Source organism: Micromonospora sp. DT43 (assembly GCF_049841645.1).
Taxonomy (GTDB): Bacteria; Actinomycetota; Actinomycetes; order Mycobacteriales; family Micromonosporaceae; genus Micromonospora.
Genome location: NZ_JBNCKR010000005.1, coordinates 23,816 through 49,487 on the forward strand (window position 1 = coordinate 23,816; position 25,672 = coordinate 49,487).

The 25,672-nt window shown below is 70.8% G+C and carries 17 protein-coding genes and 3 tRNA genes; 11 read left to right on the forward strand and 9 right to left on the reverse strand.

The window, feature by feature from the left end; translation table 11 throughout:
* The first annotated feature begins 50 nt into the window (after positions 1 to 50).
* Positions 51 to 1,394 carry a hypothetical protein gene (locus ACLQ26_RS14115; protein WP_425744837.1) on the forward strand — a complete coding sequence of 448 codons (1,344 nt, stop codon included), beginning with the start codon at positions 51 to 53 and terminating at the stop codon, positions 1,392 to 1,394.
* 220 nt (positions 1,395 to 1,614) lie between these two features.
* Here the strand turns inward: ACLQ26_RS14115 and ACLQ26_RS14120 are convergent.
* The 8 genes from ACLQ26_RS14120 to ACLQ26_RS14155 form a co-directional block, all read right to left on the reverse strand.
* Positions 1,615 to 1,688, reverse strand: a tRNA-Phe gene (locus tag ACLQ26_RS14120).
* Positions 1,689 to 1,787: 99 nt separating this feature from the next.
* A tRNA-Asp gene (locus ACLQ26_RS14125) sits at positions 1,788 to 1,861 on the reverse strand.
* A gap of 31 nt (positions 1,862 to 1,892) precedes the next feature.
* Positions 1,893 to 1,965: transfer RNA gene (locus ACLQ26_RS14130), tRNA-Glu, on the reverse strand.
* Between the two features lie 156 nt (positions 1,966 to 2,121).
* Entirely contained in the window at positions 2,122 to 2,916 is a 795-nt protein-coding gene (locus tag ACLQ26_RS14135) for a polysaccharide deacetylase family protein (protein WP_425744838.1), read from the reverse strand.
* A gap of 74 nt (positions 2,917 to 2,990) precedes the next feature.
* Positions 2,991 to 3,935 carry a MerR family transcriptional regulator gene (locus tag ACLQ26_RS14140; RefSeq protein WP_425745170.1) on the reverse strand — a complete coding sequence of 315 codons (945 nt, stop codon included), beginning with the start codon at positions 3,933 to 3,935 and terminating at the stop codon, positions 2,991 to 2,993.
* Complete coding sequence (gene idi, locus ACLQ26_RS14145) at positions 3,925 to 4,545, reverse strand: isopentenyl-diphosphate Delta-isomerase (RefSeq protein WP_425744839.1); 621 nt, start codon at positions 4,543 to 4,545, stop codon at positions 3,925 to 3,927. The genes ACLQ26_RS14140 and idi overlap by 11 nt, the downstream gene beginning before the upstream one ends.
* Positions 4,542 to 6,023: a phytoene desaturase family protein gene (gene crtI / locus ACLQ26_RS14150; protein WP_266247882.1), complete on the reverse strand. Its 1,482-nt coding sequence runs from the start codon at positions 6,021 to 6,023 to the stop codon at positions 4,542 to 4,544. The genes idi and crtI overlap by 4 nt, the downstream gene beginning before the upstream one ends.
* 28 nt (positions 6,024 to 6,051) lie before the next feature.
* On the reverse strand, positions 6,052 to 7,194 hold the full coding sequence (locus tag ACLQ26_RS14155) for a polyprenyl synthetase family protein (RefSeq protein WP_425744840.1): 1,143 nt from the start codon (positions 7,192 to 7,194) through the stop codon (positions 6,052 to 6,054).
* Between the two features lie 64 nt (positions 7,195 to 7,258).
* Here ACLQ26_RS14155 and ACLQ26_RS14160 point away from each other — a divergent pair, with 64 nt between their 5' ends.
* The gene (locus ACLQ26_RS14160; protein ID WP_425744841.1) at positions 7,259 to 8,182 is read left to right on the forward strand and encodes a phytoene/squalene synthase family protein; all 924 of its coding nucleotides are present in this window, start codon (positions 7,259 to 7,261) and stop codon (positions 8,180 to 8,182) included.
* Positions 8,179 to 9,504 (forward strand): cryptochrome/photolyase family protein, encoded by a 1,326-nt coding sequence (locus ACLQ26_RS14165; RefSeq protein WP_425744842.1) that lies wholly within the window; start codon positions 8,179 to 8,181, stop codon positions 9,502 to 9,504. Before ACLQ26_RS14160 ends, ACLQ26_RS14165 begins: the two co-directional genes overlap by 4 nt.
* Here the strand turns inward: ACLQ26_RS14165 and ACLQ26_RS14170 are convergent, their stop codons facing one another.
* Positions 9,505 to 10,581, reverse strand: a complete 1,077-nt coding sequence (locus ACLQ26_RS14170; protein ID WP_425744843.1) for a serine hydrolase domain-containing protein — start codon at positions 10,579 to 10,581, stop codon at positions 9,505 to 9,507.
* A gap of 90 nt (positions 10,582 to 10,671) precedes the next feature.
* Between ACLQ26_RS14170 and ACLQ26_RS14175 the strand changes: the two genes are divergently transcribed.
* The 8 genes from ACLQ26_RS14175 to ACLQ26_RS14210 all read left to right on the forward strand — a co-directional run bounded on the left by ACLQ26_RS14175 (position 10,672) and on the right by ACLQ26_RS14210 (position 25,655).
* Positions 10,672 to 12,147 carry a dihydrolipoyl dehydrogenase family protein gene (locus tag ACLQ26_RS14175; RefSeq protein ID WP_425744844.1) on the forward strand — a complete coding sequence of 492 codons (1,476 nt, stop codon included), beginning with the start codon at positions 10,672 to 10,674 and terminating at the stop codon, positions 12,145 to 12,147.
* A gap of 95 nt (positions 12,148 to 12,242) precedes the next feature.
* Positions 12,243 to 13,247: a LacI family DNA-binding transcriptional regulator gene (locus ACLQ26_RS14180; RefSeq protein WP_425744845.1), complete on the forward strand. Its 1,005-nt coding sequence runs from the start codon at positions 12,243 to 12,245 to the stop codon at positions 13,245 to 13,247.
* A gap of 334 nt (positions 13,248 to 13,581) precedes the next feature.
* Positions 13,582 to 14,961, forward strand: a complete 1,380-nt coding sequence (locus tag ACLQ26_RS14185) for an ABC transporter substrate-binding protein (protein WP_425744846.1) — start codon at positions 13,582 to 13,584, stop codon at positions 14,959 to 14,961.
* An 81-nt stretch (positions 14,962 to 15,042) separates the two neighbouring features.
* On the forward strand, positions 15,043 to 15,999 hold the full coding sequence (locus ACLQ26_RS14190; protein WP_425744847.1) for a carbohydrate ABC transporter permease: 957 nt from the start codon (positions 15,043 to 15,045) through the stop codon (positions 15,997 to 15,999).
* Between the two features lie 11 nt (positions 16,000 to 16,010).
* Positions 16,011 to 16,898 (forward strand): carbohydrate ABC transporter permease, encoded by an 888-nt coding sequence (locus ACLQ26_RS14195; protein WP_425744848.1) that lies wholly within the window; start codon positions 16,011 to 16,013, stop codon positions 16,896 to 16,898.
* 143 nt (positions 16,899 to 17,041) lie between these two features.
* On the forward strand, positions 17,042 to 18,664 hold the full coding sequence (locus ACLQ26_RS14200) for a glycoside hydrolase family 13 protein (RefSeq protein WP_425744849.1): 1,623 nt from the start codon (positions 17,042 to 17,044) through the stop codon (positions 18,662 to 18,664).
* 158 nt (positions 18,665 to 18,822) lie between these two features.
* The gene (locus ACLQ26_RS14205; RefSeq protein ID WP_425744850.1) at positions 18,823 to 21,744 is read left to right on the forward strand and encodes a discoidin domain-containing protein; all 2,922 of its coding nucleotides are present in this window, start codon (positions 18,823 to 18,825) and stop codon (positions 21,742 to 21,744) included.
* Between the two features lie 185 nt (positions 21,745 to 21,929).
* Positions 21,930 to 25,655: a discoidin domain-containing protein gene (locus ACLQ26_RS14210; RefSeq protein WP_425744851.1), complete on the forward strand. Its 3,726-nt coding sequence runs from the start codon at positions 21,930 to 21,932 to the stop codon at positions 25,653 to 25,655.
* Positions 25,656 to 25,672 lie beyond the last annotated feature (17 nt).

The window sequence follows — 25,672 nt, forward strand, 5'->3', positions numbered from 1 at the left end:
CCGCGCCGAACGGCCCGGACGACCGGGTCCGCGTACGGGAGCGGGAGAGCATGAGCGAGAACGTGCAGCAGGGGAGTCCGAACCGGGACGTCGACGCCGGGGATCCGGACGTCCTGCTCGACATCCCGAACGTCTCGGTCGACTCGATCCGACTCGTCGTGGACGGGCTCGACGCCGACATCTCGCTGCGCGCCCGGTTGGCCAACCTGCTCCAGCTCGACGCCGGCGTACGGGTCCACCTGCACGGCGTCGAGTTGGACATCGACGGGGTGCACGCCGAGGCGCAGCTGCGGGTACGGCTGGAGCAGTTGGTGACACTCCTGAGCCGGGCACTCGACTCGATCGACAACAACCCGCAGATCATCGAATCCCTCTCCCGGGCGGCCAGCAGCGCGCTCGACGACGTCAACCGCGGTACCGAGCAGTTGACCGCCGCCGGCGCCGCCGGGGTCACCGCCCTGGCACAGCATTCCGGGGTACGCGACGAACTGGCCCGACAGGCGGGCCTGCCAGGCGAACTCGGCGACCAGACGCGAGTACAGCGCGCCCGCCCGGCGGAGCCTCGCCCGGCGGAGTCCCGGCCGGCGGAAGGTCAGCAGGTGGAGTCGCGGTCGGGGGAAGGGCAGCCGCCGGAGTCACGTCTGAAGGGCCGGTGGCCGGTGGATCGGGCCTCCGCGCAGGCGTACCCGACCTCAGCGGGGCAGGGGTCCGAGGGGCAACGGCCGCCTGAGGCCCAGGGCCGGCAGCAACCGGACGGCGGTCCGGGGGCAGACCGGCAGGCACCGGCTGGTTCGTCGACCGGTAAGCCCGCCGATCAGGCCGGTGGCTCGTCACCCTCCGGTCCTGACGAGTCCGGGGTTCAAGGTGGGAATCACGGCCGCCAGGACGGCGGCGGTGGCATGCCCGCCGGGCCAGCCGCCGGCGGTCACGGCAGCGGCAACCAGGCTGGCGGCAGCGACCAGGGCGAGGCTCGTCGGGCCGGCGGTGACCAGGCCGGCGGCGGTCAAGGTGGCGGTGGCGGCCAGGCCGGCGGTGGTCAAGGTGGCGGCGGTCAGGGCGGTGGCGGTCAGGCCGGTGGTGGTCAAGGTGGCGGCGGTCAGGGCGGTGGTGGCCCGGCCGGCGGCGGTCAAGGTGGCGGCGGGCAGAGTGACGACGGGCAGGGCGGTGGCGGTCAGGCCGGCGGTGGTCAAGGCCGTGGTGACCAGCGCGGTGGTGACCAGGGCGACGGTGACCAGGGTGGCGGTGGTGTGTCGGGTGGGGCGTATGCCGCAGCTCAGAGTGCGGCGCAACTCGCCGAGCAGGCCGGGGAGACCCTGCGGCAGGCGGGACGCAGCGTGTGGGAGGCGATCCAGGGCGGGATGGCCCAACACCGTCACCAGGGCCGCCGCGATTAGTGATCACGGCCGGCGCAGGCCGTCGAGCTCCCTGGGACGCGGTGATCGACTCGGTTTCGGCGAAATCGCGGTATCCCGGTCGCTGCGATACCGCGATTTCACCGAACCCGAGTGGATCAAGGAGCGGGCGGGCCGGGCGATCACGGCGCGGGTAGAAAAAAGCAGAACGCCGACCGCGTTTCCGCTGATCGGCGCTCCTGTAGCCCGGCGAAAGGCTATGTGGCCAGGGGCGGGGTCGAACCGCCGACCTTCCGATTTTCAGTCGGACGCTCGTACCAACTGAGCTACCTGGCCGTGTTGCTCGGATCATGCTACCTGCCAACCGGACGAACCGCCGGCAGGGTTGCCTGCTCCGATACGCAGAACGCCGCGCGGGGCGCGGCGTCAGCGCTGCGGTCCTGACGGGACTTGAACCCGCGACCTCCGCCTTGACAGGGCGGCGAGCACTCCAACTGCTCCACAGGACCTAGCTTGTGTTGCTCCGGCTTGCGCCGGTCGTGCCCCCAACGGGATTCGAACCCGTGCTACCGCCTTGAAAGGGCGGCGTCCTGGGCCGCTAGACGATGAGGGCGGCCCCGCCATCATTGCACATTCGCAACGTCAAGCGGACTTGCTCCCATCCGGCCCCGCCGGAGGCTTGGAAAGCATACGTGATGCCTGGCTGGTCAACAAAATCGGTATCGCCGGAGCCGTTGTGAACCGCATAACCGCAGGTCAGAGCCCCCATCTAGCGAAGTCGGGTGATGCCGAAGCGGTGCTTCAGGTCGGCGATCAGGCCCGGGCAGGCGGCGAGCGTCGCGCCCCGGTCACCGCCCCCGTCGTGCAGCAGCACGATGGAGCCGGGACGTGCGGCGTTGTGGACCCGCCTGGCGATCGTGGCGGCGGTCGGCTTGTCCCAGTCCTGCGGGTCGACGGCCCAGTGCAGCGGGTGCATGCCGAGATCCTTCGCCACGGCCAGGACCTCGGGTGTCCACCGACCACCGGGTTGCCGGTAGAAGGACACCGGTGTGCCCGGTGAGGCCGCCTGGATGGCCTTGTTGGTGCGGACCAGGTCGGCCCTGATGTCGGCCGCCGGTCGGCGGGCGAGGTCGAGGTCGTGCCGCCAACTGTGGTTGCAGAGCTGATGCCCCTCCCGGACGATCCGTCGGATCAACTCCGGGTGTCGCTGGGCTTCGAGGCCGACGACGCAGAAGGTGGCCGTCACGTGGGCCGCCCGCAGCTGGTCGAGCACCTTCGGGGTCCAGGCCGGGCTGGGCCCGTCGTCGAAGGTCAACGCCACGGGGCGTACGCCTGTGGTGCGCCGTAGCCCGGTGGGGAGCTTCGCCGGCAGCGGTCGCAGGGGCGGCTTCGGCGCCTTGGTGTGGGTGGGGCTCGGCTTCGGGGTGGGCGTCGGGGTGGGCGGGGTGGTCGACTCGACGGGTTGCGGCCCGCCAGCGGCGTGGACGGTGCTGTCTGGCTGAGCGCAACCGGACAAGACCAGCACCACGGCGAGGACGGACGCCAGGGCGGCGCGGGCTTGCATTTGTTCGCTCCCGGGGGTCGGGGCAGGCGGACGTCCCGACGGTAGTGGAAGCGGTCCAGGGACCGACAGGCCGGTCAGGCTTCCCGCGACTGGTCCAGCGAGTCACGGACCGCCACCGCGAGGGAGACCGCCTCGGCCAGATCGACAGGCCGGACCACCCCGGCGGGGAGCGCGTCGGCCCGCCAGCCCGGGCCGGCGGCGAGGATCAGCAGCGGGCGGCGGGGTGCCGCGAGCAGCGCGCTGAGCTGGGCCGGGTCGGCGGTGGGTCGGGTGTGGGACCAGAGCACCACGGCCGCCGGACCGGTGCGGTTGACCGCCTCGACGAGGGCGGCCACCGGCACGCGGGCACCCAACATCCGGTAGCTCACCCCGGCCTCGGCGAGCGCGGCGGCCAACGCTTCCAGGGGAAGGGTGTGCTGCTCCTCATCGGCGCAGGAGAGCAGGATCCGGGCGGGGCCGCTGGGCGCTTTGGCCTGGCTGGCTGCGGCGAAGGCCTCCGACACGCACCGGGAGACCAGGTGTTCGACCTCGATCAGGCCGGCGGTGGTGGCGTGCCGGTCACCGATGCCGGCGAGCACGGGGCGTAGCAGGGTCTCCCAGGTGGCGACGACGCCGCTGGCGGCGATCGTGTGCGCGATGGTCTCGTTGATCGCCGCCGCGTCCAGGCGCATGGCGGCGCGGGCCAGGCCCCGGGCGGCCGGGCCGGCGCGGCCCACCGGGATGGCGCCCCCGCCGTCGCGTCCGGGCGGGCGGATCCGGCTCCGGGTGACGGTGTCCACGGACGTACGGTCCGGTGCCTGTCGCGCCCACCGGGCCGCCTCGGCGGGGCTCACGCCCTCTGCGGTCAACCGCCGCATGGTTTCCAGACGGGCCAGGTCGGAGGGGGTGTAGCGGCGGTGGTGGCCGGGCACGTGCTCGCTGGGCCCGAGCCCGTAGCGCTGGTGCCAGGTGCGCAGCGTGGTGACCGCGACCCCCAGCCGGCGCGCGACGGCGCCCGCGCTCAGCGCCTCATCGGCCACCCGACCGCTCCGCCGCGTCATCCGCCGACGATCCGGGCGGGATCATGGTCGAGCCGGGGGCGCCCGACGGAGCACCCGAGGGGCGCAGCAGACGGTTCACCACCCCGCCCAGCCAGGGTGCGTACGACCGGGGGTCGCGGTCGAGTTCGACCTCCAGGGCGGCCGGGTCGGCCCAGCGCAGCTCGGCCACCTCGTCCGGGTCGGGGCGCAGCGGCGCGGCGGGCAGGAACTCGCCGCGCAGCACGTGGTCGTACTCGAACTCGACCCGACCGGTGGTCGGGTCCTCGGCGTAGTAGACGTAGACGCCGACCTCGGTCAGCTCGACCGGGCCGGTGCCCAGCTCCTCCTTCAGCCGTCGGTTGGCCGCTTCGGCAAGCGATTCGCCGGGTCGGGGGTGGCCGCAGCAGGAGTTGGCCCAGCGCAATGGGAAACGGGTCTTGACCGCGGCCCGTCGTTGCAGCAGCACCTGGCCGTCCGGGTCGATCAGGAGCACCGAGAAGGCCCGGTGCAGTTGCCCCGGCGGTTGGTGGGCGGCGGCGACTGTGGTGTCGCCGTGGGCCCGGCCCGCGTCGTCGACGAGTTCGACGAGGTGATCCTCGCGACTGGTCATCGGCCTTCTCCGGTGATCCGACCGGCGGCCAGCTTTCCGGAGATCAACACCATCGGCACGCCCACACCGGGCTGGGTGCCGGAGCCGACGAAGACCACGTTCGACAGGTCGCGGTGCAGGTTCGACGGGCGGAACGGTCCGGTCTGGAAGAGGGTGTGCGCGGCGGCGAACGGGGTGCCGGCGGCCATCCCCTGCTCGGCCCACTCGGCGGGGGTGATCGCCTGCAACACCTCGACCCCGGCGCCGAAGCCGACGTACCCGCGCTCCTCCAGAGTGCCGATCAGTTGGTCGCCGTAGCGCCTGGTCAGGTCGCCCCGCCACTCGAACGGCGCCCGGTCGAGGTTGGGCACGGGCGCGAGCACGTAGTAGGTGTGCCGATCGGGTGGGGCCACCGACGGGTCGGTCCGGCTGGGGTTGGTCACCAGCAGCGACGGATCGGTCATCAGCTCACCCCTGCGGATGACCTCATCGAAGGTGCCCTTCCACGCGCGTCCGAAGTGGATGTTGTGGTGGGCGATCTTCGCATATCCCTGCCGCGAGCCGACGTGCAGGACGACGCAGGAGGGTGAGTAGGTGAGGCGTCGCGCGGGCGCGGCGGGGAGCAGGTCCCGGTAGGCGACCGGTAGGTCCGGGTTGAGCACCACGACGTCCGCCGGCACGAGCTCGCCGTCGGCGGTGAGCACGCCTGTGGCCCGCCCGTTCGCGGTCTGGACCCGGGTCACTGTCGTGTCGTACCGGATCTGCACGCCGTGCTTCTCGGCCGCGCCGGCCATCGCCCGGGAGACCGCGTGGATGCCGCCGCGGGGGAAGTAGACCCCGGCCACCGAGTCGAGGTACGCGATGACCGCGTAGATGGCCAGCGCGTCGTGCGGGGCGAGCCCGGCGTACATCGCCTGGAAGGAGAAGATCCGCTGGGTGCGCGGGTCCCGGAAGAACTGGTTGATCTTCGTCTGGAGGCGGCGGAAGGCCCCACCGGTGAGCAGCTTCAGCAGGTTGCCGGTGATGAGGTCGGTGGGCGCGTCCAGGTTGCGCTCGATGAAGTCGGCCCGTTCCAGCCGCCACAGCTCCCGGGCGTAGTCGACGAAGCGCAGATAGCCGTCGGCCTCCCGTGGTCCGCAGACCCGGGAGATCTCGGCCGCCATCCGCGTGGTGTCGGTGAGCACGTCGAGGGTCGAGCCGTCCGGGTAGTACGCCCGGTAGGCCGGGTCGAGAGGCGTCAGGTCGAGCCAGTCGTGCAGCTCCTCGCCGACCGCCCCGAGCGCCTCGGCGATGAGGTCGGGCATCGTGAGCACGGTCGGGCCGGTGTCGAACTCGTAGCCGTCCACGGAGAGCCGGCCCGCGCGCCCGCCGGGGACCGGCTCGCGCTCCAGCACCGTCACCTGGCGGCCGCTGCCGGCCAGGTGCAGTGCGCAGGCGAGCCCACCCAGCCCGGCGCCGACGACCACCACCCGGTCCGTCCGTCCCGTCACCGTCCGCACGTGACCACCTCCTCGAAAAGATCGCTCATCAGGCCCGCCGGCTGGTGGCGGCGGTGGCCAACCCGGTCAGCGCGGTACGCGCCGTCCGGTCCACGGGTGCGCTGTCGAGCGCGGCCAGGGCGTCACCCACCCGCTCGGCGATCATCCGCTCCACCCGGGCCACCGCGCCGGTCTCGGCGACCAGGGCGGCCAGCCGCTCGACCGGCTCGCCGTCGGCCTGCTCCAGGGCCTTGAGCTGGCCGGGCGTGGCCAGCTGTCGCGCCAGCATGAGCAGCGTGGTCGGCTTGCCGGTGCGCAGGTCGTCGCCGGCCGGCTTGCCGGTCGCCGCCGGGTCGCCGTAGACGCCGAGCAGGTCGTCGCGGAGTTGGAACGCCTCGCCGACGGCCAGGCCATAGCGGGTGTACGCGGTGACGAGCGCGGCGTCCGCGGTCACCCCGGCCAGGCAGCCGCCGAAGAGCAGCGGTCGCTGGACCGTGTAGCTGGCGGTCTTGTAGCGGGCCACGCGCAGGGCCCGGTCGACGGACCAGCTGGTCGGGTCGTTCTCGCCGAGCACGTCCAGGTACTGACCGGCGACGGTCTCGACGCGCATCTGGTCGTAGCAGCGGCGGACCTCGAACAGCCGGGCCGGGGTGATGGTGGCGCGGGCGAGCAGCTTGTCGGCCCAGACCATGCAGAGGTCGCCGATGAGTACGGCGCCCGCCTCGCCGAAGCGGTCGGGGTCGCCCCGATGGCCGGCGGCGACGTGCTGCGCGGCGAGCGCGACGTGTGCGGTGGGCCGGCCCCGGCGGGTGGTGGAGGAGTCCATCACGTCGTCGTGCACCAGCGCGAAGGTGTGCAGCAGTTCGAGCGCGGCCAGCGCGGGCAGGACCGGTGGGAGGGGCTCGGTGCCGCCGACAGCCCCGCGCCAGCCCCAGTAGGCGAACGTGGAGCGGATCCGCTTGCCGCCGACAAGCACGGCCTCGCGTGCGGCGGACGCGAAGCCGCCCATGGCCGCGTCGATCTCGGTGAGTGTGTCGACCTCGGCGGTGAGGAAGGTGGAGAGGGTCTCGTCGACCGCCGTGATCAGGTCCTGGGTGTACGCGGCCAGGACGGCGCGGACGGGGTCGTCCCTGTCGCCCTGGGCCGCCGGCGCCACACGGGTCGCGTTGCCCGCTACTGCGTCGTTGGCCATGTGGGCGAGCGTACCCTAGGGTACGAGTTGCGTCGATTGGTGCGTCGATAATTGAGGAGGGCCGGTGGAAACGGATCTCACCGCTGCCTATGACCGGTGCCGTGAGCTGCACAAACGGCACGGGCGTACCTACTATCTCGCCACCCGGCTCCTTCCCGCGTGGAAACGACGACATGTGCACGCCCTCTACGGATTCACGCGGTACGCCGACGAGATCGTCGACCGCACCGAGGACCTGCCGCCGGCCGAGCGGGCCGCCCGTCTCGACGACTGGGCCAGCCGTTTCGTGGCCGGTCTGCGCGGTGCGCCTGTCGACGACCCGCTGCTGCCGGCGGTGCTGCACACGATCGCCATCTTCGATCTCGACCGGGACGACTTTGCGTCGTTTCTGAAGAGCATGGCGATGGACCTGACCGTCACCTCGTACGCGACCTACGACCACCTGCTCGACTACATGGAGGGCTCGGCGGCGGTGATCGGCACGATGATGCTGCCGATCCTAGGCAGCAGCGATCCGGCGGCGGCTCGTGAGCCGGCCCGGCAGCTCGGCTTCGCCTTCCAGCTCACCAACTTCATCCGCGACGTCGCCGAGGACCTGGACCGGGGTCGCACCTACCTGCCCGACGAGGACCTGGCGAAGTTCGGCGTCACCCGCGACGAGCTGGCCGAGGCCAGCGCCCGCGGACGTGGGACGCCCCGGACGCGTGAGCTGATCGAGTACGAGGTGACCCGGGCCCAGGCGCACTACGCCGCGGCCGCGCCCGGCATCACCATGCTCGCGCCGGCGTCGCAGGCGTGCATGCGCACCGCGTACGCGCTCTACGGCGGCATCCTCGACGAGGTGGCCGCACAGGACTACGACGTCTTCACCCGCCGGGCTCTGGTGCCGCAGCGGCGGCGGATGGCGGTGGCCGCCCGCGCTCTGCTCACCTCGACGGGTACCCCGGTCACGATCCCCGGGCCGACGGTCCAGCCGGCGGCCCGGTGACGGCGGGCACCGCGATCGTGCTCTTCACCCGCGACCTGCGGGTGCACGACCACCCGGCGCTGGCCACCACCTGCGCGGCGTTCGACCGGGTGGTGCCGCTGTACGTGCTCGACCCGGCGCTGGCCGGCCTGTCGGCCAACCGCACCCGGTTCCTGCACCAGGCGCTCCTCGACCTGCGCGACGCGCTGCGCGAGCGCGGCGGTGACCTGGTGGTGCGGCGCGGCGACCCGGTGGCCGAGACGATCCGATTGGCCGGCGAGGTCGGCGCGACAGCCGTGGCGCTCTCCGCCGACGTCAGCCACTACGCCCGTCGGCGCGAGCGGCGACTGCGCGCCGAGTGCGAGCGGCACCGGTTGCGCCTGCGGCTCTTTCCAGGGCTGACCGTGGTCGAGCCGGGCGCGTTGCGTCCCGGGGGCGGAGGCGAGCACTACCGGGTGTTCAGCCCGTACCACCGGGCGTGGGCTGCCGCTCGGTGGCGCGACGAGTTGGCAGCGCCCCGCCGGATCGCGCTTCCCGACGGGGTGCGCGTGGGTCGGGTGCCGACGCCGCCGGCCGGGGAGTCACCGGACGCCGCCACCGGCGGCGAGCGGATCGCCCGCCAGCGGCTCACCGACTGGCTGCCCGAGCTGGGCCGGTACGACGACCAGCACGACGACATGGCCGGCGACGACACCTCCCGACTCAGCCCGTACCTGCGTTTCGGCTGCGTGTCCCCGTTGACGGTGGCCAACCGTGCCGGCGACCGGTCCGGGCCCTTCGTTCGGCAGGTCTGCTGGCGCGACTTCTACTACCAGGTCACCGCCGCGTTTCCGGAGATCTCGACGGCCGCCTACCGGCGGGGCGCCACCGAGCAGTGGCGCTACGACGACGACGCCCTGGCGGCCTGGGCCGAGGGGCGGACCGGGATGCCTGTCGTCGACGCCGGGATGCGGCAGATGCGGGCGCAGGGTTGGCAGCACAACCGGGCGCGACTGATCACCGCCGGCTACCTGACCAAGCACCTGGGCCAGGACTGGCGGGGCGGTGTCGCTGTCTTCTTCCGCTGGCTGCTCGACGGGGACGTGGCAAACAACTCGGGCAACTGGCAGTGGGTCGCCGGCACCGGCAACGACACCAAGCCGTACCGGGGTTTCAACCCGGTCCGGCAGGCCGAGCGGTACGATCCGGCAGGCGACTACGTGCGTCGCTGGGTGCCGGAGCTGTCGGCGGTGTCGGGAAAGGCGATCCACCAGCCGTGGAAGCTGCCCGAGGCCGTCCGCCGCACGCTTGACTATCCGCCGCCGCTCGCGGTGCCCGGCACCGACCCGGTCTGGCTGCGCTGATCAGAGGCAGGAGTGGACCGCCTCGGCCAGTTCGTCGACGCGGTCGTGGTCGGCGAGCCGCCCGGTGGCGTACGCGATGGTGTAGCCGCGTTCGGGGTCGGCCCACGCGCTGCTGCCGCCGAGTCCGCCCATGCCCCAACTGCCGTCTGGCTCCCACTGCATGCCCAGCGTCCACCGGACCTGGCGGTCCAGCAGCACGTCCGTGCCGTCGTACTGGACCCGTGTCGCCTCGGCCACCAGTTCGGGGCTGAACAGCCGTACGCCGTCGAGGACGCCACCGGCGAGCAGGCCGGCGTAGAGCCGGGCCAGACCGTCGGCGGTGGCGTGCAGGTTGACCGCCGGCATCTCGGCGCCCCGCCACAGCGGGCTGTTCAGCACGGCCAGGTCCAGTCCGCCGGCCGGATTGCCCATCGCCCGTGCCCGCAGCGAGCCGGGTTCGCCGAGCTTCCGGATCGGCCACTGCGGGTCGCCGTAACGCAGGTCGGCGCAGCGGCGTTGGTCGGCGTCGGCCAGCCCGAAGCCGAGGTCGAGCTGCCACGGACCGGCGATCTCGTCGGCCAGGAAGCGGCCCACGCCGCGGCCGTCGACCCGGCGGACCAGCTCGCCCACCAGGTGCCCGTACGTCCAGGCGTGCTCCGCGGCAAGCGACCCCGGCGTCCACTCGGGGTCGGCGGCCGCCAGGTCGCCGGCGAGCAGCGCCCAGTCGGTGACCGCGGTGGCCGGTCGGGGCACCGGAAAGGCCGGCAGCCCGGCGGTGTGCGACAACGCCTGACGGACGGTCGCCGGGGTACGGAACTCCGGCCAGTACCTCTCGACGGGTGCGTCCAGATCGACCAGCCCTCGGTCGACGAGCAGCAGCAGGCAGAGCGCGACCACCGGCTTGCCCACCGAGTAGACGTTGACAAGCGTGTCCGGCCGCCACGGCTCGCCGGACGGCCCGTCGCCGCTCCGCGAGCCGCCGATCAGGTCGAGGACCGGTCGGCCGTCGTACCAGACGGTGAGGCTGGCGCCGGACTCCCGGCCGGAGGCGAGGAGGTCGTGGAAGCAGTCCCGGACGGGTTCGAAGCGTGCGTGCATCGGATCACCGTAGGCGGTGGGGCGGACTGACGGTGCGGACTTTTCCGGACCCCGGTGGTCGGGGCGAGGCCGCTGGGGGATGCTGTTCCGATGGCGGAGCCGGAGCTGGTTGATGTGGTCGTGGTGGGGCTCGGGGTCGGCGGCGAGGAGGTGGCCGAGCGGCTCGCCGAGGCGGGCCTGAGCGTCGTCGGCATCGAACGGGACCTCGTCGGCGGCGAGTGCCCGTACTGGGGCTGCATCCCGAGCAAGATGATGATCAGAGCGGCGAACGCGCTGGCCGAGGCGCGTCGGGTCGACGGGCTCGCGGGCACGGCGCAGGTTCGTCCGGACTGGGCGCCGGTGGCGAAGCGCATCCGCGAGGAGGCCACCGACACCTGGGACGACAAGGTCGCGGTCGAGCGGTTCACCGGCAAGGGCGGCCGGTTCGTCCGGGGCAGTGGCCGGCTCGACGGCCCGGGGCGTGTCCGGGTCGGTGATCAGGTGTTCCAGGCCCGGCACGGCGTCGTCCTGGGCACCGGCACCCGGGCGTCGGTGCCGCCGATCGACGGCCTGGCCGGCACGCCGTACTGGACCAACCACCAGGCGATCGAGGTCGAGCAGCTGCCGGAGTCGTTGCTGGTGCTCGGTGGCGGCGCGATCGGGCTGGAGCTGGCCCAGGTCTTCGCGCGCTTCGGCGTCCGCGTCACGGTCGTGGAGGCGCTGGACCGGGTGCTGGCCGTCGAGGAGCCGGAGGCGTCCGAGGTGGCCGCCGCGGCGCTGCGCGCCGACGACGTCGAGATCCACACCGGCGTACGGGCCGAACGCGTCGCGCACGACGGCGACCGGTTCACCCTGCACGGCGTCGGGGGCGCGCAGTTCACCGCCGAGCGACTGCTCGTGGTGACCGGCCGTCGGGCGCATCTGGAGGAGTTGGGGCTGGACACCGTGGGTGTGGACGCCAGCCAGCGTTATCTGCCGGTGGACGACAGGCTGCACGTCACGGACGGCATCTGGGCGGTGGGTGACCTGACGGGGCAGGGCGCGTTCACCCACATCGCCATGTACCAGGCGGGGATCGTGGTGGCCGACCTGCTGGCCCACGCTCGGGAGGCGACGGCGGGGGCCGACGCCAGCGGCACCGCAAGTGTCGTCGGCGGTGCGATGGGCGCTTCCAGTTCGCTTGCCGCCAGCGGGTCGAGTGGGTCGGCCGGCACCGTGCCGCGCGCCGACTACCGCGCGCTGCCGCGGGTGACCTTCACCGATCCCGAGGTCGGGGCGGTCGGGCTGACCGAGCAGCAGGCCCGTGAGCGCGGCATCAACGTGCAGGTCGGTTTCACCAAGCTGGGCAGCTCGACGCGGGGGTGGATTCACCGCGTCGGTGACGAGGGGTTCATCAAGCTCGTCGCGGACGCCGACCAGGGCGTGCTGATCGGCGCGACGTCGGTCGGCCCGGCCGGCGGTGAGGTGTTGTCCGCGCTTGTGGTGGCTGTGCACGCGGCAGTGCCGCTGAGTCAACTTCGGCACATGATCTACGCGTACCCGACGTTCCACCGGGCCATCGAGGACGCGCTGCGTAACCTGTCCTGACGACGCGGAACGGCGACAAGCCGTGACAAGCTGACAGCAAGATTTGCCCGTCCGGCTGTTCATTTCTTTCATTCTGGTGACGTACGATTGCGGCCGTGACCAAGCGGTTGACCGAAGTTGCCAAGAAGGCGGGCGTCAGCGAGGCCACCGTCAGCCGGGTGCTCAACGGCCGGGACGGTGTCTCCGAGACGACCCGGACAGCGGTGCTGACCGCGCTCGACGTGCTCGGCTACGAGCGGCCGACCAAGCTGCGCGGCGAGCGTGCCCGGCTGGTCGGGCTGGTGCTGCCGGAGTTGCAGAACCCGATCTTCCCGGCGCTCGCCGAGGTGGTCACCGGCACCCTCGCCCAGCGGGGCTACACCCCGGCGCTCTGCGCCCGCACCATCGGCGGCGTGTCCGAGATGGACTACGTGGAGATGCTGCTCGACCACCAGGTCTCCGGCGTGATCTTCGCGGGTGGCTCGTACGCCCTCACCGACGCCCGGCACGACCACTACCGGCGGCTGACCGACCGGGGCCTTCCGGTGGTCCTGGTCAACGCCGGTGTGGACGAGTTGGGCTTTCCGCGGGTCTCCACCGACGACGCGGTGGCGGTGGAGCAGGCGTACGGGCACCTGCGCTCGCTCGGCCACGAGCGGATCGGGATGGTGCTCGGCCCGGAGGGGCACGTGCCGTCCCGTCGCAAGCTGGACGCGATGGTGCAGGTGGCGGGCTGGAACGAGGCCGACGCCGAGTGCGTCGAGCGTTCCAGCTTCTCGATGGAGGGTGCGCGGGTCGCCGCGACGAAGCTCGTCGAGCGTGGGGTTACCGGCATCATCTGCGCCAGTGACGTGCTGGCCCTGGGCACCATTCGGGCCGCCCGGCGGCTGGGTCGCGCGGTGCCGACGGACATCTCGGTGGTGGGCTTCGACGACTCCGCGTTCATGACCTGCACCGACCCGCCGCTGACCACCGTGCGGCAGCCGATCGAGACGATGGGGCAGGCTGCGGTGGACCTGCTGGTAACCCAGATCGAGGGTGCCGGCGTCCTGCATGACGAGCTGCTGTTCGAGCCGGAGCTGGTGGTTCGCGGCTCCACCGCGCCCGCCCCCGGCCGCTGAGCGTGACCCTGCCGTACTGACCGACAGCCTCCACCGGCCGTCGACCGCTTCCCGCGGTCGGCGGCCGGTTTTTTCGTGGTCGCCACAGAGCGCCGCCACTGCTGGACCAGATGGGGTCGAAGGCCGGCAAAACCGTCGTAAAACGCGTTCTTGTCGGTGTCTGCCGTAAGGATGTCGAGTCTTTTCAGAACACAGTCGACACCTTGCTGAAATGAGTCGTCCTCGTTACAGTGACTCCACTCACACCTGGCTCCGGCGCAGCTACAGGGCGTCAGGTCGCATCACCGCAGATCACGCACCTCATGGAGACACCCGTTCCCGAAGGGATGGACAGATGTCCGTACCGCAATACCGAAGGGCTGCGGCGCTGGCGCTCGTGGCCGGCCTGGGGTTCAGCCTCACGGCATGCTCCACGAAGAGCGACGACAAGGGCGCGACCGCCGGCGGCAAGGTCACCATCACGGTCGACTGCCAGCCGGTCGGCGCCCAGAAAGAGCTGTTGAAGAACTGGAACGACGACGTCGTCGAGTTCCAGAAGCAGAACCCGGACATCGTCGTCAAGAGCGTGAGCGTCGGCGAGCAGTGCAACAACCCGCCGGACTTCACCGCCCGCCTCGCCGGCGGCACCGTGACCGACGTGTTCTACGGGTACATGACCGATCTCCAGCAGGTGCTCGACTCCGGTCAGGCCATGGACATCACCGGGATCGTCAACAAGGACACCATCCCCACCTGGGACAGCGTCGACCCGGCGCTCAAGGAGGCCTTCACCGACGGCGGCAAGCTCTACGCCGTCCCGGTGAAGAACTACTCGATGGGCCTGGTCTACAACAAGGTCCTGTTCCAGCAGGCCGGCCTGGACGTCAACAACCCGCCCAAGACCTGGGCCGAGGTCCGGGCCGCCGCCAAGAAGATCTCCGCCCTCGGCAACGGCATCGCCGGCTACTCCGAGTACAGCGCCGGCAACACCGGCGGCTGGCACTTCACCTCGCTGCTTTACTCGCAGGGTGGCCAGGTGCTGACCCCGGACGGCAAGAAGGCCGACTTCAACAACGCGATGGGCAAGCAGGTCCTGCAGAACATCAAGGACATGCGGTACGGCGACAACAGCATGGGTTCCCGTCAGCTGCTCCAGTGGGGTGACCTGCTGACCAACGCCGGCGCGGGCAAGGTCGGCATGTTCATCGGCGCGCCGGACGCCACCCAGGCGATCGTCAGCCAGTTCCAGGGCAAGTTCCAGGACTGGGCGATGGCTCCGCTGCCCGGTCAGGACGGCGCGGCGAAGGGAACGCTCGGCGGCGGCGAGGGCTACTTCTTCAAGAAGGACCTCTCTCCGGAGCAGGTCAAGGCCGGTCTGAAGTGGATCGCCTACCAGAAGCTCACGCCGGGCAAGGGCCAGTTCGACTACGTCCGGGCCAAGCCGCAGAACTACCCGGTGGGCCTGCCCCAGCCGCTGCTGTTCGCCAACGGCAGCGAGGCGCAGAAGCAGGAACTCGAGCTGCGCAAGGCGAACGCGAACGTCGACACCGCCAACTTCGCGATCTTCGAGGCGACCCCGGTGCCGATCAAGGGTGAGCCGCGCAACGCGCAGGCGATCTACGCGGTCCTCGACGCCGCGATGTCCGGGGTGCTGACGAACCCGAACGCCAACATCGACGCGCTGCTCAAGACGGCCGAAGAGAAGGTCAACCAGCTCCTGGCCGCCGAGAAGTGACAGGCAGGTGTGGGGGCCGGCCCGACGGCCCCCACACCCCGCGTCGCACCGTCCGCGTCACTGACTTCCGCAGGAGTTGCCTTGGCGATCACCGCCGTCCCCCAGGCCCCCAGGAAACCGGGTCGCCCGATGTCGCCGTACGCGACAGGGCCGCAGCGCACCAGCCTCGGCCGCAAGGTACGGGACAACCTCACCGGACACGCGTTCCTGATCGGCGCCGTGCTCTGCTTCGTGGTCTTCTCCTGGTACCCGATGATCCGCGGCATCGTCATGAGCTTCCAGCGGACCAGGCGCGGCGAGACGACCTGGGTCGGCTGGGACAACTACTCCCGTCTCATCGCCGACCCCAGCTTCTGGCCCGCCTGGAAGAACACGCTCTACTTCACGGTGCTCGCGCTCGTACTCGGGTACGCGGTGCCGTTCTTCGTGGCGATCCTGCTCAACGAGTTCCGCCACGCCAAGGGCTACCTCCGCGTCCTGGTCTACCTGCCGGTCATGCTGCCGCCGGCCTCGGCGCTGTTCCTCTTCAAGTTCTACGCGTACGACCCCAGTGAGGCCGGGCTGTTCAACGCGATCCTCAAGGCGCTGCACCTGCCGACGTCGCAGTGGATGCAGTCGCCGGACATGACGATGCCGGCCATGGTGATCGCGTCCACCTGGATGAACATGGGCGGCGCGGTGCTGATCTACCTGGCGTCGTTGCAGAACATCCCCGGTGAGCTGTACGAGGCGGCGGAGCTCGACGGCGCCGGGATCTGGCGGCGCATCCGACACGTGACGATCCCGCAGACCCGGCTGATCCTCGCGCTCCTGGCGATGCTGCAGATCGTCGCCACGATGCAGCTCTTCATCGAGCCGCTGATCCTCGCCAACGGCGCGGGCGCGGAGGACTCCGCGACCTCGGTGGCGTACCTCATCTACCAGCACGGGTTCTTCCAGAACGACCTCAACGGCGCCGCCGCGCTCGGCGTGATCATGCTCGTCGTGCTGGCCGGCTTCTCCGCCGTGTACGTGCGGCTGACTGCGAAACAGGACTAGGACGGCGAGGAATGGCACAGGATTCCGGAACCCGGACCCTCATCTCCCAATCCCAGCTCAGCCGGGGGCGCGGCAAGGTCATCTACTGGACGCTGCTGATCGTCGTCGTGGCGGGGTTCACGCTCGTCTTCCTCGGGCCGCTCTACTGGATGGTCACCGGCGCGCTCAAGTCCGGCCAGGAGATCGCGCAGACCCCGCCGTCGCTGTTCCCGAAGGACCCGCAGCCGCAGAACTACATCGACGCGTGGAACAACCTGGCCCTCGCCAAGCTGCTGTTCAACACGTTCTACTACGCCATCGGGGCGGTGCTGTTCCAACTCGTCCTCGACAGCGCCGCCGCGTACTCGCTGTCCAAGCTGCGACCGATCTTCGGCAACGTGATCCTCGGCCTGATGCTGGGGACGCTGATGATCCCGGCGATGGTCCTCATCGTCCCGCAGTACGTGACGGTGCTCGACCTGCCGATCCTGCACATCAACCTGCTCGACTCGCCGTTCGCGATCTGGCTGCCGATGGTCGCGAACGCGTTCAACATCTTCCTGTTGAAGCGGTTCTTCGACTCGATCCCGGAGGAGCTGATGGCCGCCGCCCTGATGGACGGGGCGTCGTCGCTGCGCACGCTCTGGTCGATCATCCTGCCGCTGTCGCGTCCCATCCTCGGCGTCGTGTCGATCTTCGCGGTGACGGCGGTGTGGAAGGACTTCCTCTGGCCGAAGCTGGTCATGCCGTCGCCCGAGACTCGGACGGTGAGCGTCGGCATCTACACCTTCGCGGGTGGCACCCCGATGAACGTGGTGATCGCCGCGTCGGTGATCGCCGCCATCCCGACTGTCATCATCTTCCTGATCTTCCAGCGGAACATCATGTCCGGTCTGACCACGGGCAGCATCAAGGGATAGCCCACGACCGCAGTCACCCCGCGCGGCGAACAACGACCGTTCGCCCCGACACATAACCAGGTCCGGCGAACCCGCCGACGTACTGACGCAGAAAGCAGGTGCTCGTGTCCACAGCTGACAGAAGTCCGTGGTGGCGTGGAGCCGTGATCTACCAGGTGTATCCCCGGAGCTTCGCCGACGGCAACGGCGACGGCATCGGTGACATCGCCGGCATCCGGTCCCGGCTGAACCACCTGTCCGCGCTCGGCGTCGACGCGATCTGGTTCAGTCCCTGGTACCCGTCGCCGATGGCCGACGCCGGCTACGACGTCTCCGACTACCGCGACATCGACCCGGTCTTCGGCACCCTGGGCGAGGTCGAGGCGCTGATTGCGGAGGCGCACGACCTCGGCATCCGGACCATCGTCGACGTGGTGCCCAACCACTGCTCGGACGCGCACCCGTGGTTCCAGGCCGCGCTTGCCGGCGGCCCGGGAGCGCCCGAGCGGGACCTGTTCTGGTTCCGTCCCGGCCGGGGCCCCAACGGCGACGAGCGGCCCACCGACTGGGTCGGCGAGTTCGGCGGCGAGACCTGGACCCGCACCACCAACCCGGACGGCACGCCCGGCGACTGGTACCTGCACCTGTTCGCCCCGCAGCAGCCCGACTTCAACTGGGAACACCCCCGGGTGCGGGCCGAATTCGAGGACATCCTGCGGTTCTGGTTCGACCGTGGCGTGGACGGCATCCGGATCGACTCGGCCGGTCTGCTGGTGAAGGACGGAGAGCTGCCGGAGGTTCGACCCGACCACCAGCACCCGTTCCACGACCTCGACGGGGTGCACGACATCTACCGGGGCTGGCGGCGGGTCGCCGACTCCTACCCGGGCGAGCGGGCGCTGATCGGTGAGGTGTGGTTGCCGGACCGGCAGCGGTTCGCCAACTACCTGCGCCCGGACGAGCTGCACGCCGCGTTCAACTTCGACTTCCTGGGCTGCGCCTGGGACGCCGCCGCGCTGCGGGAGAGCATCGACGGGACGCTCAGCGCGCACGCGCCGGTCGGCGCACCGGCCACCTGGGTGCTCTCGAACCACGACGTCACCAGGCACGTCACCCGCTACGGCCGGGCGGACACCACGTTCAGCTTCGCCGCCAAGCGTGAGGGGGTCCCCACCGACCTGGAGCTGGGCACCCGCCGGGCGCGGGCCGCCGCGTTGCTGTCGCTGTCGCTGCCCGGCGCCGCCTACGTCTACCAGGGCGAGGAGCTGGGGCTCTGGGAGGTCGAGGACATCCCGTACGCGCTGCGCCAGGACCCGATGTGGGAGCGTTCCGGCCGGGTCGACCCCGGTCGCGACGGCTGCCGCGTGCCGCTGCCCTGGGCCGGTGAGGAGCCGCCGTTCGGGTTCAGCCCGGACGGCGCGGCGGCGCCCTGGCTGCCGCAGCCGGCCGACTGGAAGGACCGGACGGCGCTGGCGCAGACCGGCGACGCGGCCTCGATGCTTGAGCTGTACCGCGCGGCGATCCACCTCCGGCGCGGCGAGTCGGCGCTCGGTGACGGCGAGCTGACCTGGCTGCCCGCCCCGGACGGCGTGCTTGCCTTCAGCCGTGGCGGTGGCTTCCGCTGCCTGGTCAACCTCACCGACGCGGCGGTACCGCTGCCCGACGGGGAGTTGCTGCTGGCCAGTGGCCCACTCGACGACGGTCTGCTGCCCTCGGACACGGCCGTCTGGCTGCGTACCCCCGAAGTGGTGGACGCACCGCGCGCGGACGCCGCTGCCCTGACCTGATCCGACCGACGTGGTGCCGGCGGTCCCGTCCCGCCGCCGGCACCACCCAGCCGCGCACCGCGCCGCACGCCCGAGGAAGGAGGAACGAGGGAGAACCGCCACGCCGCAGCACCGCAACGGGGGACCTGGCCTGCCTGACGAAAGGGAGAGCGCAGCTCATGGCCAACCACACCACCGCCGCCCCGCACCACCTCCGACACCCGGCACGCGTCGGGCTGGCCGCGATCGCCGCCACCCTGCTCGCCGCCACAACGGTGACCGCCCTCGCGGTCACCGGCACCGCCACTCCGGCCTCGGCGGCCGGGCTGTCCCCCTTCGACATCTCCGGCCGTGGCGCGACAGTCCCGTTCGTCGAACAGGAGGCGGAGAAGGCCGCGCACAACGGCACGAAGATCGGCCCGGACCGTCGCTACGGCACGCTGCCGTCGGAGGCGTCCGGCCGCGAGGCGGTCACCCTCGACTCCGTCGGCGAGTACGTCGAGTTCACGCTCACCGCCCCGGCCAACGCGGTCACCTTCCGGCACAGCCTGCCGGACAGCTCGGCCGGCACCGGTCGGGACGCCGCCCTCGACCTGCGGGCCAACGGCGCCCTGCTGAAGTCGGTGCCGGTGACCTCGCGGTACGGCTGGTACTACGGCGGATACCCGTTCAACAACAACCCGGGCGACACGAACCCGCACCACTTCTACGACGAGACCCGGGCGATGTTCGGCACCACCTACCCGGCCGGTACGAAGATCCGGTTGCAGGTCTCCTCGACCGCCCAGTCGCCGACGTTCACGATCGACCTGGCCGACTTCGAGCTGGTGGGCGCACCGATCAGCAAGCCCTCCGGTGTGCTCGACGTGGTCACCGACTTCGGCGCCGACCCGAGCGGCGCGACTGACTCGACAGCGAAGTTCCAGGCGGCTGTCGACGCCGGTAAGGCCCAGGGTCGGGCCGTCTGGATCCCGACCGGCACCTTCACCCTCTGGGACCACGTGGTGGTCGACGGGGTGACCCTGCGCGGCGCCGGCCCCTGGTATTCGGTGCTTGGCGGGCGGCACCCCACCGACCGTAAGCGGGCCGCCGGCATCTACGGCAAGTACGTCCCCGGCGGCGGCTACACGGGTGAGATCCGGTCGCACGAGGCCGGCGGACCGAGCCGCAACGTCACACTGCGGGACTTCGCCATCATCGGCGACATCCGTGAGCGGGTGGACGAGGACCAGGTCAACGCCCTGGGCGGGGCGATGACCAACTCGGTGGTGGACAACCTGTGGTTGGAGAACACAAAGGTCGGGGCGTGGATGGACGGCCCGATGGACAACTTCACGATCCGCAACAGCCGGATCCTGGACCAGACCGCGGACGGGGTGAACTTCCACACCGGCGTCACCAACTCGACTGTGACGAACACGTTCGTGCGCAACACCGGCGACGACGCCCTGGCGATGTGGGCGCAGAGCGTGCCGAACGTCAAGAACTCGTTCACGCACAACACCATCGGCGTGACGCTGCTGGCGAACCACCTGGTCAGCTACGGCGGTCGGGACATCACGATCTCCGACAACGTGACTGCCGACTCGATCACCAACGGCGGCGGCATCCACGTCGCCAACCGCTATCCCGGTGTGCAGGGCGACACAGCGGTCCGGGGCACCTGGACGATCGCCCGGAACACGTTGATACGCAACGGCAACTCGGACTACAACTGGAACTTCGGTGTGGGGGCGATCTGGTTCTCCGCCCTCAACGAGGCCTTCCAGCAGGCCACCATCAACATCACCGACACCGACATCCTGGACAGCTCGTACGCCGCGCTGCACTGGATCGAGGGCCAGACCAGCGGGATCAACCTCAGCAACGTGCGGATCGACGGCGCCGGCACGTACGCCCTCCAGGTGCAGGCGCCCAGCCAGGTGTCGTTCACCAACGTGCGGGCCACAAACATCGCGCAGAGCAACCCGATGCACAACTGCGTGGGCGGCGGCTTCCAGATCACCCAGGGCAGCGGCAACTCGGGCTGGTACACGTCCACCCCGTACTGCGGGCCGTGGCCGGAGCCGCAGTGGGGTGGCGGACCCAGCACCCCGCCGAGCACCGGCCCCACCACCGCGCCACCCACCACGGCAGCCCCGACCACGGCACCACCCACCACGGCGCCGCCGACCACGCCGCCACCTACAGGCGGGAACCTGGCGCTGAACCGGTCGACGACCGCGACCAGCACCAACCAGAACTACACGGCGGGCAACGCCGTGGACGGCAACGCGGGCACCTACTGGGAGAGCGCCAACAACGCCTTCCCGCAGTCGCTGACTGTGGACCTGGGCGCGGCCCGCTCGGTCGACCGGGTGGTGCTCAAGCTGCCCGCCGGCTGGGAACGCCGTACGCAGACCCTGTCCGTGCTGGGCTCGACCGACGGGTCGTCGTACGCCACCCTGGCGTCGTCCGCCGGCCGGGTCTTCGACCCCGGCAGCGGCAACACCGTCTCGATCGGGCTGCCCTCCGGTGACCGCCGCTACATCCGGGTCACCGTCACCGGCAACACCGGCTGGTCGGCCGCCCAGCTCAGCGAGATCGAGGTGTACGGCGGCACCGCGACCACGGCCCCGCCGACCACCGCACCCCCGACGACGGCCCCGCCGACCACCGCCCCGCCGACCACACCCCCGCCCAGTGGCAACCTCGCGGCCGGACGGTCGGTCACCGAGACCAGCCACTCCGACGTGTACGTCGGGACCAACACGGTGGACGGCAACGCCAACACCTACTGGGAGAGCGCCAACAACGCCTTCCCGCAGTCGCTGACTGTGGACCTCGGCGCCACCCGTTCGGTGTCCCGGGTCGTGCTGAAGCTGCCGCCGTCGTCGGCCTGGCAGACCCGTACGCAGACGCTGTCGGTGCTCGGCTCCACCACCGGCTCGTCGTTCACCACCCTGAAGGCGTCCGCCGGCTACACCTTCAACCCGGCCAGCGGCAACACGGTCACCGTGACCTTCACGGCGACCAGCCAGCGGTACCTGCGGCTGACCGTCACCGGCAACAGCGGCTGGCCCGCCGGGCAGCTCAGCGAGTTCGAGGTCTACTCCAGCTAGGCCGACGGCCCCCGCCCGAGCGGGGCGGCGGCCACCGGTCGGACGCCCGGCGCAGCGCTGCGCCGGGCCCGAGGCACCCGTCCCGCACCGCACCGTCCCCCACCTGTCGCGGCACGACGGGCGTACCCCTGCACCCGTCACCGGGCAACGCACCCACACCACCCCCGAAAGAGGTGTAGCCACCCATGTCGAGAAACGGCCCCACCCGAGGCACCCCGCGTACCGGCTCGCCCGGTCCCGTCCCCCGACCGGACCGAGCCGACCGAGCCCACCGAGCCGGCCGACTGCCGGCCCGGCTGCTCGCCGGCGCGGTCGCCGGACTGCTCCTCGCCGCCGTCCCCGCCCTCACCCCCGCGACCGCGGCCCCGGCGGCGAAGCCGGCGCCGGCCCCGGCCGGGTCCGCCCGCGCGGCCCTGCTCGCCGGGCTCTCCGCCACCATGAGCGCCAGCAGCTACAACCAGAACTACGTGGCGAGCAATGCCAACGACGGCAACGCCTCGACCTACTGGGAGAGCGCCAACAACGCTTTCCCGCAGTGGATCCAGGCCGACCTCGGCGCCACCGTCAGCGTGGACCGGGTGGTGCTCAAGCTGCCGCCGTCGTCGGACTGGCAGACCCGTACGCAGACGCTGTCGATCCTCGGCTCCACAAACGGATCGTCCTTCACCACCCTGAAGGCGTCCGGCGGCTACACGTTCAACCCGAGCACCGGCAACACCGCGACCGTCAGCTTCACCGCGGCCAGCACCCGCTACGTACGGGTCCAGGTCACCGGCAACACCGGCTGGCCGGCCGCCCAGCTCTCCGAGGTCGAGGTGTACGGCGCCAGCGGCAGCACCGACACCCAGGCCCCCAGCGCGCCCGGCAACCTGGCGTACACCCAGCCGGCCAGCGGCCAGATCCGGCTCACCTGGTCGGCGTCCAGCGACAACGTCGGCGTGACCGGGTACGACATCTACGCCGGTGGCGCGCTGCGCGGGACCGTCAGCGGCTCGACGCTCACCTACACCGACAGCCAGTCGGACAGCGCCACGGTCTCGTACTACGTGCGGGCCCGCGACGCGGCCGGCAACCAGTCGTCGAACAGCAACACCGTGACCCGGACCGGCACCGGCACCCCGCCGACCGGCACCAACCTGGCGGTCGGCAAGCCGATCACCGCCTCCGGGTACGTGCACACGTTCGTGGCCACCAACGCCAACGACAACAACGTGGCCACCTACTGGGAGGGCAACGGCAACCCGAGCACGCTCACCGTGCAGCTCGGCGCGAACGCCAGCCTCAGCCAGGTCGTGCTGAAGCTCAACCCGGACTCCTCCTGGGGTGCGCGTACCCAGAACATCACGGTGCTGGGCAGGGACCAGGGCTCGTCGACCTTCACCACACTGGTCGGCGCGGCGAACTACACCTTCAACCCGAGCAGCGGCAACACGGTGACCATCCCGGTCTCCGGTGCCGCGGCCGACGTACGGCTCTCGATCGCCTCGAACACCGGCGCACCGGCCGGGCAGGTGGCCGAGTTCCAGGTCATCGGCACCCCCGCGCCGAACCCGGACCTCACCGTGACCGGCATGTCGGTCAGCCCGTCCGCACCCGTGGAGACGAGCACCATCTCGCTCTCGGCCACCGTGCGCAACGCCGGCTCGGCGGCCTCCGGGGCCACAAACGTCAACTTCTACCTGGGCTCCACCCGGGTCGGCACCGCGTCGGTCGGCGGCCTGGCGGCCGGCGCCTCGACCACTGTCACCGCCAGCATCGGCACCCGCGATGCGGGCAGCTACCCGCTCAGCGCGAAGGTCGACGAGGCCAACACCGTCGTCGAGCAGGACGACACCAACAACAGCTACTCCAACCCGAGCCCGCTGGTGGTGAGTCCGGTCGCCACGAGTGACCTGGTCGCCTCGGCGGTGGCCTGGTCGCCGGGCAACCCGTCGGCAGGCAACACTGTCACCTTCTCCGTGTCGATCCGCAACGCCGGCAGTGTGCCGTCCGCGTCCGGGTCGCACGGCATCACGCTCACCGTGCTCAACGAGTCGGGCACCGTGGTGCGTACCCTGACCGGCTCGTACTCCGGTGTGATCAACGCCGGGGCCACCGTCGGCCCGGTCAACCTGGGCACCTGGACGGCCGCGAACGGCAAGTACACCGTCCGGGTCGTGCTCGCCGCCGACAGCAACGAACTGCCTGTCAAGCAGGGCAACAACACAAGCGACCGTCCGCTCTTCGTCGGGCGCGGCGCCAACATGCCGTACGACATGTACGAGGCCGAGGACGGCGTGGTCGGCGGCGGCGCGGCTGTCGTGGGCCCGAACCGGACCGTCGGCGACCTGGCCGGTGAGGCGTCCGGCCGACGTGCGGTGACGCTCAACTCGACCGGCAGCTACGTCGAGTTCACCACCCGGGCCAGCACCAACACGCTCGTCACCCGCTTCTCCATCCCCGACGCGTCGGGCGGCGGCGGGATCAACTCGACGCTGAACATCTACGTCAACGGCACGTTCCACAAGGCCATCGACCTGACGTCCCGCTACGCCTGGCTCTACGGCAACGAGACCAGCCCGGGCAACACGCCGAGCGCGGGCGGACCGCGGCACATCTACGACGAAGCCAACGTCATGCTCAACTCGACAGTGCCGGCCGGCAGCAAGATCCGCCTCCAGAAGGACGCCGCCAACACCACCAACTACGCCATCGACTTCATCAACACCGAGCAGGTCTCGCCGATCGCGAATCCGGACTCGGCCCGCTACGCGACGCCGGCCGGCTTCACTCACCAGGACGTGCAGAACGCCCTGGACCGGGTGCGGATGGACACCACAGGCAACCTGATCGGGGTGTACCTGCCCGCCGGCAACTACTCCACCTCGTCAAAGTTCCAGGTGTACGGCAAGGCGGTAAAGGTGACCGGCGCCGGGCCCTGGTACACCCGGTTCAACGCCCCCTCCGGCCAGGAGAACACCGACATCGGCTTCCGGGCCGAGAACTCGGCGGCCGGATCGTCGTTCGCGAACTTCGCCTACTTCGGCAACTACACCTCGCGCATCGACGGGCCGGGCAAGGTGTTCGACTTCGCCAACGTGTCGAACATCGTGATCGACAACATCTGGGCCGAGCACCAGGTCTGCCTCTACTGGGGCGCCAACACCGACTACATGACGATCAAGAACTCGCGGATCCGCAACCTGTTCGCCGACGGCGTCAACATGACCAACGGCAGCACCAACAACCTGGTCAGCAACAACGACGCCCGGGCCACCGGCGATGACAGCTTCGCGCTGTTCTCGGCGATCGACGCGGGCGGCGCGGACATGCGGGACAACATCTACGAGAACCTGTCCTCGACCCTGACCTGGCGGGCCGCCGGTGTGGCCGTCTACGGCGGCTACGGCAACACGTTCCGCAACATCTACATCGCGGACACGCTCGTCTACTCCGGCATCACCATCAGCTCGCTCGACTTCGGCTACCCGATGAACGGCTTCGGCGCGAGCCCGCCGACCCGTTTCGAGAACATCTCGATCGTGCGGGCCGGTGGGCACTTCTGGGGTGGGCAGACCTTCCCGGCGATCTGGGTCTTCTCCGCCTCGAAGGTGTTCCAGGGCATCCGGGTCAGCGACGTGGACATCGTCGACCCGACCTACAGCGGCATCATGTTCCAGACCAACTACGTCGGTGGGCAGCCGCAGTTCCCGGTCACCGACACGGTCTTCACCAACATCTCGATCAGCGGCGCCCGCAAGAGCGGTGACGCCTACGACGCCAAGTCCGGCTTCGGCATCTGGGTCAACGAGATGCCCGAGTCCGGGCAGGGGCCGGCCGTCGGGTCGGTGACCTTCAACAACCTCCAGTTGAGCAACAACGCGGTGGACATCAGGAACACCACCTCGACCTTCACCATCAACCGCAACTGACCCAGGCCGTACCGGAT